10 protein-coding genes and 1 pseudogene are annotated in these 13204 nt (G+C 39.0%); 9 read left to right on the top strand and 2 right to left on the bottom strand.

Annotated features, from left to right (window positions below):
• Positions 1–1439: pseudogene (locus tag AAC037_RS07505) on the top strand (heme-binding protein); the annotation flags it as partial.
• Positions 1440–1543: 104 nt separating this feature from the next.
• On the opposite strand, the gene AAC037_RS07500 reads toward AAC037_RS07505, so the two are convergent.
• A complete protein-coding gene (locus AAC037_RS07500) occupies positions 1544–2641 on the bottom strand; it encodes an AI-2E family transporter (RefSeq protein ID WP_339902398.1) in 1098 nt (365 codons plus the stop codon).
• 458 nt (positions 2642–3099) lie between these two features.
• On the opposite strand from AAC037_RS07500, the gene AAC037_RS07495 reads away from it, so the two are divergent.
• From AAC037_RS07495 to AAC037_RS07485, 3 genes are all read left to right on the top strand, one after another.
• Positions 3100–4326, top strand: a complete 1227-nt coding sequence (locus AAC037_RS07495) for an MBOAT family O-acyltransferase (protein WP_339902397.1) — start codon at positions 3100–3102, stop codon at positions 4324–4326.
• 3 nt (positions 4327–4329) lie between these two features.
• A complete protein-coding gene (locus AAC037_RS07490) occupies positions 4330–5280 on the top strand; it encodes a hypothetical protein (protein ID WP_339902396.1) in 951 nt (316 codons plus the stop codon).
• 131 nt (positions 5281–5411) lie between these two features.
• Positions 5412–6140, top strand: coding sequence for a DUF4197 domain-containing protein (locus AAC037_RS07485; protein WP_339902395.1), 729 nt, complete (start codon positions 5412–5414; stop codon positions 6138–6140).
• A gap of 64 nt (positions 6141–6204) precedes the next feature.
• Here the strand turns inward: AAC037_RS07485 and AAC037_RS07480 are convergent, their stop codons facing one another.
• Positions 6205–6624 (bottom strand): hypothetical protein, encoded by a 420-nt coding sequence (locus AAC037_RS07480; RefSeq protein WP_339902394.1) that lies wholly within the window; start codon positions 6622–6624, stop codon positions 6205–6207.
• Positions 6625–7239: 615 nt separating this feature from the next.
• Between AAC037_RS07480 and AAC037_RS07475 the strand changes: the two genes are divergently transcribed.
• The 5 genes from AAC037_RS07475 to AAC037_RS07455 form a co-directional block, all read left to right on the top strand.
• The gene (locus AAC037_RS07475; RefSeq protein ID WP_339902393.1) at positions 7240–7704 is read left to right on the top strand and encodes a hypothetical protein; all 465 of its coding nucleotides are present in this window, start codon (positions 7240–7242) and stop codon (positions 7702–7704) included.
• Between the two features lie 47 nt (positions 7705–7751).
• On the top strand, positions 7752–8126 hold the full coding sequence (locus AAC037_RS07470; protein ID WP_339902392.1) for a hypothetical protein: 375 nt from the start codon (positions 7752–7754) through the stop codon (positions 8124–8126).
• Positions 8127–8424: 298 nt separating this feature from the next.
• Complete coding sequence (locus AAC037_RS07465) at positions 8425–10008, top strand: class I SAM-dependent DNA methyltransferase (RefSeq protein WP_339902391.1); 1584 nt, start codon at positions 8425–8427, stop codon at positions 10006–10008.
• Complete coding sequence (locus AAC037_RS07460) at positions 10005–11192, top strand: restriction endonuclease subunit S (RefSeq protein WP_339902390.1); 1188 nt, start codon at positions 10005–10007, stop codon at positions 11190–11192. Before AAC037_RS07465 ends, AAC037_RS07460 begins: the two co-directional genes overlap by 4 nt.
• 100 nt (positions 11193–11292) lie before the next feature.
• The coding region (locus tag AAC037_RS07455; protein WP_339902389.1) for a DEAD/DEAH box helicase family protein at positions 11293–13204 on the top strand (1912 nt) is incomplete at its 3' end.

Here is a 13204-nt window from a genome sequence, read left to right as displayed (position 1 = left end):
CTGATATTGATGACCTGGTGGATTTGTTATTGGAAAATAGCGCCACCATTAGAATTTATGCCCAGCAAGAGTTAATCAAAAGAGGTAGCCAAGATGCAGCTTCTGAAGCCTGGGATTTAGTTACTGATGCTGATGCACCGGATTATTCGAGAGTAGCAGCCATGTATGCCTATAGTCAAATTCTCGGAGAAGAGGCAGTTCCTCAATTATTGGAATTGATGAATGACTCAGCCATTAAAAAGTACGTTATACGGGCAATCACTGACCGAAAAGCATTTTTAAGTAGTTTGTCCATCGCCCCATTTGTTGAGGCTTTGAATGAGCCTTCAGTAAGGGTAAAAGCTGCTGCACTTATCGCTTTGGGTAGGATAGGAGACAAAGCTGCCATTCCTCATTTATTGAAAACTGAAGTACCTGATTCATTTCGAGCACCGGCATTCGGCGAAGAGGGACCACATGCCACACCGAACTCGGAAATTATTTTACCTCACTTGGCGGTGAGAGCCTTAGTAGCCTTAGATGCTGATAAGGAGAGTTTGAATGCTGTGGGTACAGAGAATTCAAAATTAGGCCTTTGGGCCTTGCGCTATATGCACTCCAATGCTGCAATAGAAGGGCTGATTGCCAAATATAATGGTGCCGGAACAGAAGATCTAGAGTTAAAACAAGGTATCCTAACCACATTGGCGAGACTTTATACCAAAGAAGCTCCTTATGATGGTTCTTGGTGGTGGGGCACGAGACCAGATACCCATGGGCCGTATTATAAATCAGTACTATGGTCCGGATCGGCACAAATTAAGGAGCTGTTTGAAAATATTTGGGACAATGGGACCTCAAGCGATCGGGATGTAATTGCAATGCTCAACGAAAAAAACCGAATGGGAATTACAGCATTTGGTGGAGATTTTTCTGTCACAGAAACGATTGAGGAACCGGAAATTGACTTGGAAAAAATTAAGAATCAAAAAGGCCAGGTGGGAGAATCCTCTATAGAAGATATCCTTTTGGCCATGCAAGAGGTGAAAGGTGACCCAATAAAAGGAAAAGCAATCTTCCAAAAACAAGGATGTAAAGCCTGTCACAGTATATCAGCCGATGAAGCCATGAAAGGGCCTTTTATGGGGCAAATAGGCAGTATTATGAGTAGAGAGCAAATTGCTGAGTCTATTTTAAAACCCAATGCTTCGATATCTCAGGGTTTTGCTACCGTAATGGTAGATACCAAAGACGATAAATCCTATGTTGGATTTGTTACTGCTGAAAGTGCCGAAAGGATAGTGATCCGAAATATTGCCGGACAGGCTTTTACTATTTTGACGGAAAATATTAAAGATAGAAAGGAATTGGAAAATTCTATGATGCCGGAAGGTTTGGCCAATGCATTGTCCTATGAGGAATTTGCTTCTTTGATAACTTACCTTTCTGAACAAAAATAAGCTTTAGCTTTAAAGCTAGGAGAGCCACAAGCAACCCTATCAAAACCTAATATTTCAGGTTTTGATAGGATTGCTATCTTTTCACCCAAATTTTCTGGGCTAGCCTAAAACATTTCTTTCACTTTTTTAAACCAAGAATTGGAATTCTTTTCGTTTTCGTTGAATTGATCGTCGCCAAGTAACATGCCGAAGGGTTTAAGTGGCTCGTAATGATCACAAACAACTTTTAGCATGGCAGCAAAGGGCAAAAATAGTATCATCCCAGCCACGCCCCATACGGATGCTCCAACGATTAAACTTAGAATGGCTGCAAGGGCGTTTATATTCACGCTGTTCCCTACCACTTTAGGACTTAGAAAATTACTTTCTATGACTTGAATAAGCCAGAACATAAGCCCAACGGCTAAAGGTACCCATAGCTCATCTTTAGACATAAAGGCATAAAGTACCGGTATACTTGCGCCGAGGGTGGTTCCTACGTAAGGAATTATGGAAAGAGAGGCTGCTAAAAAACCAAAGAGGAATGGATTGTCAAGGCCTATGATCCATAACCCAATGCTATTGGCAAAGCCTAGAATAAGGATTAAGGTAAGCATTCCTGATAGGTATTTTTGGCCAACGAGCTGGATCTTTTTAAGCATATGAAGGTATTCTGACTCTTTGTCATCAGGAGCAAAACGAGTAAATGCATTTACCAAGCCATCCTTATATATCAAAAATAAAAAGCAGTAAATGATTGTGGTAAACAGGCCTGTAAAAAAGCTAGTGGTACTGTTGAAGGTAGTGCCTATGAGGTCTGTTGCGCCACTTTTAGCCCAAGATTTAGCATCAGATAGAATTTTTTCTTTTTCCAGATTCCCTAGAAAACTTACATTTTCATTTAAATAAACTATAGAATCAGTGAACAAGGTCATCAACTTATCTCTGAAATTGCTCAGCTCATCTGAAAGTGAGATAATCTCTGCAGAAAAGAATGTAAACACTCCAATTATAATCAAGAAAAAAGTGATCAAAACCAAAAATGCCGCTAGAATTAATGGGACACCTTTACGCATCAAAAAGTTATGCAGTGGATGAAGGATAAATGATAGTAATAAGGCAAAGCATAAAGATATTAACACACTCTTGGCCGTAACCATGGCAAACAAAAGGAGAAATACAAAAGCAAGTGCGTAAAAGGATTTTTGGAAGGAGAGTTGCATGGGTATCTTTATTACAATTTTAAGTTAAATAGTTAAAAATTTTAGTGGAAAAAGAGTTTTAAATAGAAGAAGTATATTTTCAGGTATTATGTTTCGTGAAATCATCACATTTCCATAAATTTACTTTTAGGTAAAATATTAATCAGCATGAAATTATCTGAAAATTTGAAATCAACCATAGATAGGTTTTCTTTAATTTTTTATAAGAATTAATCAACCTTTTCGATGGGTATTTATTTTCATTTCGCTTATTTGCCTATTAAGGATATGTTAATATTAAATTTTTTAGCTGAACTTAAAATAAAATGTTATTTAATTCTTTTGAATTTCTACTAGGCTTTCTGCCTGTCACCCTTTTAGTTTTTTATTTTTTCGGCCCTAAGCTAAAATCACCTTTCACGGGTATCTGGCTCCTTAGCTGCTCGTTATTTTTCTATGGTTGGTGGAATCCCGCTTACTTGGCGCTGATTCTCTTTTCCATAGGATTCAACTATTTTATCTCCAAAAGAATTTACCCTGGAAAGAAAAAAACACTAGTATTTGGCATAACTGTCAATTTATTAGGCATTGTGTTTTTCAAATACACTGACTTCCTCATTTACAACCTTAATTTTATTCCCGACCTCTCTGTTGGTTATCTAAACCTCGTTCTTCCGCTGGGTATATCCTTTTATACTTTCCAGCAAATTGCCTATTTGGTAGATAGTTATAAAGGAACGCCGAAGGAGAAAAGTTTATTTTCCTACGGGTTATTTGTCTCTTTTTTTCCTCAATTGATAGCCGGGCCTATTGTGCACCATTCTGAAATGATGGGGCAGTTTAGGAAGCCTAATCTTACTAAAATCAATTACGACAACCTGTCCAGAGGTTTGTTTATTTTCATGATGGGGCTGGCAAAGAAGATCGTAATCGCTGACAGCTTTGCTCTTATAGCTAACAAAGGATATGCCAATATTAATTCTTTAGGATCGGCAGAAGCCTGGGCCTCTTCTTTGGCTTATTCCTTACAACTTTATTTTGATTTTAGTGGTTATTCAGCCATGGCCATAGGGCTAGGGCTTTTGTTTAATATTCGGCTTCCTCAAAACTTCAATTCTCCCTACAAATCATTAAGTATTAAGGAGTTTTGGAGGAATTGGCACATGACCTTAAGTCGGTTTCTCCGGGATTATGTCTATATCCCTTTGGGAGGAAATAAAAATGGGAATTTGAGAACAAGCATCAACCTGATCATTACTTTTTTGCTTGGAGGTATCTGGCATGGTGCCGGATGGACGTTTATTTTCTGGGGGTTTTTGCATGGAATAGCGCTTGTAATTCACAGAGAGTGGACCAAGTTGGGATTGAACTTACCCAAGGTTTTGGCACTTTTGCTCACCTTTATGTTTGTGAACATCACCTGGGTGTTTTTTAGGGCAGAATCTTGGAATGGCTCCATAGAAATGTTACAGCGCATGTTTTTCAGGATGTCTGGTGAGGAAGGTTTTTACCTCGTAAGTAATTTTTATGACTTACCTGTATGGATAGCCGGTGTGGTATTGCTCTTTGTGCCCAATGCCATAGAATTAGGTAGAAGACTGAAGCCTACGTTCACTTATTTAATATTAAATATCTTGTTGTTTTTACTCAATGCGATTTACCTAAACTCCATTGTTAAGAATGACTTTTTGTATTTTGACTTTTAATCTATGGAAAAACAATTCAAGAAATACCTTCAGGTTTTACTCCTTTGTATTGCAGGAGCCATGTTGGGCTTCGGGCTTCTCAATATGTTTTTGGATGTTTTTGGGTTGTTTGGTTTTAAGAGCAAAGAGCAGGTGCGGGTTTATGGAGAAGAGAGGTTTTCAAAGTACCTGATGACTTTCGAGTTTGTACCACAAAACTTTGAAGGGATGATCTTAGGTCCCTCGCTTTCTGCCAACTTAAACCCCGATCATATTCAGGATAAAAACTATTATAATCTAAGCCTTATGGGGGCAAGAATTAACAATATCTTGTCCTTGGCCAGCAATGTGGTCGATAACAATGGAAACATTGAAGAAGCCATTGTTTGTATCCATCCCTATGTCACCTCAAATGTAGGCATAGATGAGTCAGACTATATGAATCCTGATACCTACTGGAAAGCTTTAGGCTCAGTAAATTTATTAAGAGTGTATGGATTGGCTATTATCCGATATTTCAACCTTTGGCCAAACAAATATCCCAAAAATCAGTATAAAACACATGGGAGCAATTCTTTTGAACCACTATTTAGGGTAGAGGATGTGTCCAATAGAATTTTGGAAGAAGTGGACAATGTGAAGGTAAGTGAGTTTGAAATCAGGACTGATCAAAGAAAAGATTTTGAAGAACTATTGAAATTATTGCAAACCAATAACATACGGACTTTCGTTTATTATCACCCGGTACCTTTTCCAATATATAATGCTCACAGAGACAAAATGGATGAATATTGGAAGGATATTCTTTCAAGTGCCAATAGCAATCGAGGGAGCCTGTTGAATTTTTATAATTTCAATAATCCTGAATTCTTTGATTTCTCCAAAGATCTTTCCAATTATATAGACCATGGGCATTTAAGTAAAAAAGGACAAGAAACCTTGATTCAAGAAATAATGACCCGTTGGGAAAATTGAATCTTTGCTTAGCATAGCGGGCAAGGTGTTTAAAGAATTTTTGCCTTAACCAAAATTAACCTCTTCCCTAGGTGCCGGCCTTCAGAATAAGAGGTGTTGTCCATATATTTGAAGATTAAAAAAAATATAAAATGAAATATCTATCTAAAACATTCTTTGCACTATTGGTCTTTTCTTTGGTGGGCTGTACAGCAGCAGAAGTCAATAAATTTTTAGCTGCTGCCAGTGAATCAGCACTTACAGAAAATGAAGTTGGCAATGGGCTTAAAGAAGCGCTCATTAAAGGCGTGACCGAAGGAGCTAATTTGGCATCTGCTACAGATGGATTTTTAAAGAATGACCTGATAAGGATAGCCCTGCCCGAAGATGTGCAACGGGTAGAATCAACATTAAGGAAAGTTGGTTTGGGATCTCAAGTAGACCGGGTGATCACCACCATTAACAGAGGTGCCGAAAATGCAGCCAAAGAAGCCAAGCCAATTTTTATTGCAGCCATCAAGCAAATGACCATTACAGATGCCTGGAATATTTTAAGAGGAGAAGATGATGCAGCCACCCAATACCTCCAAAGAACCACTACTGAAGAATTAACGGCTCTATTTCAGCCTCATGTTCAGGAGTCTCTAAATGAAGTAGGCGCTACACGTTATTATGGAGATTTGGTCAATAGATACAATGCTTTCCCTACCACCTCACGCAAGTTAGATCCTGATTTGAATGCTTATGTGACACAAATGGCTATTCAGGGTTTGTTTAAGCTAGTGGCCCAAGAAGAAAAAGCCATTCGAGAAAATCCAGCCGAAAGAACAACGGCATTATTGAAAAGGGTGTTTTCTGCCCAAGATAGTTCTGCAGAATAATTTTAGGATTTCGGAACTTGGGATGGTAAGTGCAGCAATTGCAAAGACTTTTGTAAGAGGCTGATCACTCCTTGCTGTTAAACCTATCGTCCAGAAGTTTTAGCCGGGTCAGGGTTTTGTCACCATATTCATGAATTTTGGATGTAAATGTGATTTTGCCCCAGTCATTTTCAATTTTCTTGATTACCGAAGCATACTGTCTCCCCCCTTCCCAGGCAATTTGAAGTTCACCGCTGCTGCTTTCAAATGACCAATTACCTCTCAATCGTGAATCGGGTTTACCATTGATTAGGGCATATACGGTTCCTTCCGGTTGAAATTGGAAGTCGATATAGCTCCCGTACCTGCTCTGCCAGAAAAATTCCCCTGCAGTCAATTTGGATTCAAAATTTTCCAGTTCCTCAGTAGATACCCCAATAGGACTTTTGCAACCTAATGTTGTCGATAGTACCAAAAGAAGAGCGAATGGAGTGAGTAGCTTCATGCTTCAATTAAATTTAAATGAAAAGGAATTTAATCCTTTTGCAATATTGAAAGAAAATTACAAAACACCGGCTTTCAAACCCTAAAAATTTATAGGGGGAAGGGTTTGGTTGGCGATGGTCATATTAAGGTTGAGCACATTGCGGAGGTATGGATGGGGTTTGCTCAATTAGAAAAGGCTGGGGATATGCCAAAGTTCTTCACCTGGTGCAATAATTGGAATATAGAATATTTCTCTATTAACAGTACACACCACGCTACCCGTAGAACAGCGTCCCAGGGTGTGTCTTTTGCTTTTATGGGGGGGTAATTTTGGTGTAAGAACTAACTTTTTGTAAATTTTCTTTTGCAGTAAGAATTAACAACTTTTCATTTTTTTTCGTTATATTATTAGCTAGAGCAACAAACAACACAGTAAAATCGAAAATTGGTTGGTGTAAAAGGATAAACATAGGTACTTATCCTTTTGATTTTATTAGGTATTAAATATTAACAATGCAACAAAAAAACTAATATTGTGAAGTATTTAAGAACAGATGTTTGTATGTTACCTACAATGAGTATTTTGTTGGTGCTTTTGATTTAAAACCAAGATTTACCTTTAAACCTTTGACCCATGAATGAATTAATTAACCCATCTGTTGGAGATACTTTTGATGAGATTGGAGAGAGCTCATTAATGGTGCGGAATGTAGGAACACTCGACAAAGAGAAGCTGAATCATTATTTGGATGCTATCTCAGAATTCAGCAATTTTTTGAATGTAAAAATTCAGTTGATGAAAATCGTATCCTCTCAGCTAGAAAAGCTTACCTTGATAGAAGGTGAACTGGATAAAAAAACAACTCAAGTAGTTAGCTCAATTCTGCATATTTCTAAAGGAATTCTCACGGGTTTCAAAAAAGAATTGGAAGTAATTGAAGGAAGTAACATTGAAGGATTGTGTCCTGAAAAGGTGTCAAGCTTTAGAAATGAGGTTGAATTACTTGAAGAGAGTATTGATGATACTGAAATGATTTTTTTCGAATTAAGAGCCGATTCCGAATTTTTAGCACTTGATAAAATAATCTCAAGGTTTTAATGAAGTTTTATTGTATTCCTGAAGTAAAAAATGAGATTGAGAAACTATTGAAAAAAAACAGTTATAAAAGTCTCCAATCCGAATTGTATTGTTTTTTTGATGGAGTGTCTAATGGAGAGAAAAGTTACCAGGGCTTTAAATTAAATTGTTCCTCTCCTAACCCATTCTATAAAAAGAGGATTGAAGGTAGGGGTGGATATAGAATCTATTATTATATAATAGAGGTTAAAAACTCCCTGTTTTTAACAGCCCTTCACCCAAAGGTGGGGAAGTATGGTAAATCAAACCTTTCTAAAGAGGAAATTAAAATTGCTCAAAAGAGATTTAAAGAGTGTTTTGAAAAAGAAGAATACTTTAAGATTAAGTTAGACCATCAGAAAAAAGAAATAAATTTCAACAACAATAAAGAGCAAGATTCTTGATGATTTTTTTGAATATTAAGGGGCAAAGTCATGATTTTTTTTTTCATAAAGATCCTAAGTCTGGAATTTGTTTTAAATAAGCTTCAGTAAACTTAAAAAAGTGAAGGTTTAGAATATTTCATTTCAACTTATTAAATTATTCTTTAGTTTTAGGTGGTTGAAGCTATTGGGGTGGCCTAATTGTATTGCATTTTGCTATTTTCATTGCCTTCAATTCGATTTTGTTAACTTAATACTTTTCATTGGGCTTGATTTTCATTGTATTAATTATGGATGAAATAGGCCTTAAAAAAACCAAATGATCACCGGAGAATTAAAATCACAAGTAGATAAAATATGGAACTCCTTCTGGACGGGAGGAGTGGCCAACCCATTGACTGTTATCGAACAATTGACTTACCTTATCTTTATCCGAAGGCTGGATGAGATGGAAACACTGGAGGAGAAAAAGGCCAATCAGATGGGAATAGATAAAAAGCTGGAGTTTTTCTCAGCTGATCAACAGGATTTCCGATGGAGCCATTTCAAAGACAAGGACCCTGAAACCATGTTTAATTTGTTCACTCGCCCGGATGCCAATGGGCTGACGGTCTTTGAGCACATGAAACAGATGGACAAAAAGGCCGGAGCATTTGCGGAGTTTATGAAAGGAGCCACTTTTATGATTCCTACGGCCCGCTTGCTCGACCAAGTGGTGCAGATGATTGATAAAATCAATATGCAGGACAGGGACACCAAAGGCGACCTTTATGAGTACCTGCTTTCTAAGATTGCTACTGCAGGTACCAATGGACAGTTCCGTACACCACGACATATTATCCGCATGATGGTGGACATGATGCAGCCGCAGAGAGAAGACACCATCTGTGATCCCTCATCGGGCACTGCAGGGTTTTTAGTGTCGGCAGCAGAGTACTTGTATGAAAATCATGACGATTGGTTTCTGGATGCGGGTTTTCGCAAGCATTTTCACAATCAAATGTTTACCGGAGTGGAGTTTGATGCCACCATGCTTCGTATCGGGGCCATGAACCTGCAACTGCATGGCATCGAAAGCCCAAACCTTATAGGCAAGGATGCACTAAGTGAGGCCAATGAGGACCAGACAAATCTATATTCCTTGATCTTAGCCAATCCACCCTTTAAGGGAAGCTTGGACTATGATGTGGTGGAAAGTTCTCTGCTAAGCACCACCAAAACCAAAAAGACCGAATTACTTTTTATCTCCCTGATCTTGCGGATGCTTAAGGTAGGTGGGAGAGCAGCGGTGATTGTACCGGATGGCGTACTTTTCGGCTCTTCCAAGGCCCACAAGGAATTGCGCAAAACCCTGGTCGAAGACCAAAAACTCGATGCCATAATCTCCATGCCTTCAGGTGTGTTTAAGCCTTACGCAGGAGTAAGTACAGCCGTATTGGTATTTACTAAGACCAATAGTGGAGGTACGGATCAGGTATGGTTTTATGACATGCAAGCCGATGGTTTTAGCTTAGATGACAAGCGATCACCGCTGCTCAGCAAAAATGAAACAGTAGAAGAAGAAATAGAGACAGCGCTAGGTATAGGGATAGCGGCGGAAGAAAAAGTGCCCTATGGACAGAAGTCTATTGAGGAAGCCCATAGCAAAAACAATATCCCTGATATCCAAAATCGCTGGCAAAACCGAAAGAAGGAAACCAGCCGAGCCCGTACCGAACAAAGTTTCCTGGTACCCAAGGTAGAAATTGCCGATAACGACTATGACTTGAGTATTAATCGCTATAAAGAAATTGTTTACGAGGAGGTAGAATATGAAAAGCCGGAGGTGATAATTAAGGAGATTAAAAATTTAGACCAACAACGTGCTGATGCGCTTAAGATTTTGGAGGGACTTCTTGCATGAGCTGGCCAAATCATATATCGAGTGAATTAATAGATGTTAGGGATGGGACCCATGATAGCCCAAAGTATGTCTCTGCCGGTTATCCTTTGATAACATCTAAAAACCTAATAAACGGAGTCATTAGCTTAGATGATGTTAATTATGTTACTAAAGAAGATTATGACTCCATAAACAAGCGGTCGAAGGTAGATGCAGGAGATGTATTGTATTCAATGATAGGTTCGATAGGCAATTATGCCTATGTCGAGGAAGAACCTAATTTTGCTATAAAGAATGTCGCTTTGTTTAAGTTCAAGGATGATAGATTATATACTCCCTATTTCCTTCATCTTCTTAATTCTCCAATTATTTTTAGTCAGATTGAAAAGGAAATGAAAGGGGGGACTCAAAAGTTTATAACTCTAAAAATACTTAGGAACCTCAAAATCCCCCTCCCTCCCTTAGCGACGCAAAAAAAGATAGCGGCCATCTTAGATGCAGCAGATGCCCACCGCCAAAAAACCAAACAGCTTCTCGCCAAATACGATGAACTCGCCCAAAGCATCTTTCTGGAGATGTTTGGAGAAATAGAAGGAGAGGATTTTTCGATGCTTGAATTATCTGATACCTCAGAGAAAGGAACATTCAGTAATGGTCCATTTGGAAGTGATTTATTAACGAGTGAGCTGACAAATCAAGGGATTCCAGTAATCTACATTAGAGATATAAGAAACGGAGAGTTTCAATGGAAAAGCCAAGTATTTATCACAAATGAAAAAGCTCAATACCTAAAGAATTGCCAAGTGAAACAAGGTGATGTTCTAATTGCAAAAGTTGGTGATCCTCCCGGAGCAACTGCAATATACCCTAATGATGCTTTAGCAGTTATCACCCAAGATGTAATTAGGTTGAGACCAAATCTTGAAAAAGTAACACCTGAATTTTTGCAATTCTGGTTTAATTCAAAATTAGGCTTGAGGGTTTTGCAACCTATTATTGTCCAGGGTACAAGACAACGTTTCGGGTTAGGAGACCTTAAAAAAATAAGATTGAAAGTGCCTAGTATCTCTAAACAACGATATTTTTCAAAGATTATAGAAGGTTTGAATAGTCAACTATTGATAGGAAGAAATCAATATTTAGAATCAGAAAACCTTTTTAACAGCCTATTACAAAAAGCATTTAAGGGAGAGTTAGTGAAATAAAACAGTTAACAATGGAAACCCAAAAACACAACCTTCAGCCAACACAAATAGGTTTTTTACTGGCCTATATAAATTCTATGGAAGTAGTAAGGTTAAATAAATGAGTAACTTCCAGTTTATAGCGTCCGAGTTTCCAGCCATAGCCGAGAAGGCCCGGAAGGCAGAGCATTTTGCCCTGACCAGCCCGGTAGAGTCTTGTTTTAATGCAAGGGCAGCATTGGAATTGGGGGTAAACTGGATGTATGAAAATGATGCAGAGCTCCATTGGCCCTTTGATAAAAACTTGTCAAGTTTAATGTTTGAGCCAAGCTTTAGGGAGATTTTTCATCCTTATGGTAACCTTATAAGAGAGCTTCATCTGATAAGGAAAATTGGTAATAGCGCCGTTCACAATGAGAAAATAAAGGCTGAAAATGCGGTGCATTTACTGAAATGCTTGTTTCGCTATTCAGCCTTTATGGTGGCTGCTTATGCGGATGAAGAGATTAAGATTCCGGAATTTAATGATGCCCTTATTCCTACAGGGGACGAGCTAAAGAAAACCAAGAAAGAAGTTGCCCTGCTTCAGGAAAAACTGTTGGAACTGGAAGAACTGCGTGAAAGGGAACGCCTGGCTTTGAAAGAAAAAGAAGCTGCCAATGAATTGTTACGGATCAATAATTTAAAGCACCAGCAACAACTCAGTGCGCTCAGAAAAGCCAGAGAAGTGAAAGCCATTCCCGAGGCCATGCCCACTAGCCCTTCTGAAGCTTTTACGCGCCAGCAATACGTAGATTATGCCTTAAGAGATGCCGGGTGGAAGGTCTTGAGAAACGGCTATGAATTGGAGTATGAAGTGACAGGCATGCCTCTGTCCACCAATCCTACAGGTGTCGGCTTTGTAGATTATGTACTATGGAGTGACAATGGATTGCCTCTTGCGGTAATCGAGGCAAAGAAAACAACCTTTAGCGCCAAAAAGGGTAGGCATCAAGCCACCCTTTATGCAGATTGTCTGGAACGGAAATTCAAACAACGTCCCCTGATCTATTATACCAATGGCTTTGAGTTTTACCTCTGGGATGATCAATTTGCTCCCGATAGAAAAGTCAGCGGCTTTATGACCAAAGATCAATTGGAATTGGCCATTAGAAGGCGTGTGGAGCGGTTTGATCTCAGGGGGTTTAAAATAAACCCTGACATCACCGGTCGACCCTATCAGACCGAAGCCATACAGCGGGTGGCAGAAAATCTTTCTGTAATCAAAGATGGTAAATTAAAGCAAAGGCACAGGAAGAGCCTGTTGATAATGGCTACGGGAAGTGGTAAAACCCGAACAGCTGCCTCCATAGTAGACATGATGGTGAAGTGCAATTGGGCCAAAAGAGTGCTTTTTTTAGCCGATAGAAATGCCCTGGTTACTCAGGCAAAAAACGCTTTTACCGAACACCTGCCTGATCTGACGAGTATTGACCTGACCAAAGAGAAAGAAAACGATGCCACCAGGTTGGTTTTCTCTACCTATCCCACCATGATCAACCAAATCGATAAAGCCAAAGACGGCGAAGGTAGGTTTTATGGGGTGGGGCATTTTGATTTGATCATAATTGATGAAGCACATCGATCGGTTTACCAAAAGTACCGGGCCATTTTCCAATATTTTGATGCTTTTTTATGGGGTTTGACCGCCACGCCCAAAAAAGATGTGGACCACAATACTTATGAACTTTTTGATATTGAAGACGAGGATCCAACCTTTGCCTATGAGTTGAAGGAGGCTGTTAATGATGGTTTTTTGGTTCCACCAAAAGCGATCAGCGTACCGCTAAAATTTATGCGTGAAGGGATCAAATATGCAGAGTTGTCCGCGGAGGATAAGAAGGAGTATGAGGAGATGTTTGGTGATCCAAGCAATGAAGAAGCAGAACCGGGGATAGACAAAAGCCAATTGTATAAATGGTTGTTTAATTCCAATACGGTGGATCAGGTGCTTTCTCATTTGATGACTTCCGGAATTAAAGTAGACGGCGGGG

The sequence above is a fragment of the uncultured Cyclobacterium sp. genome (assembly GCF_963976465.1).
In the GTDB taxonomy this organism is placed as follows: Bacteria; Bacteroidota; Bacteroidia; order Cytophagales; family Cyclobacteriaceae; genus Cyclobacterium.
This window is presented reverse-complemented; position numbering and strand designations above follow the sequence as displayed.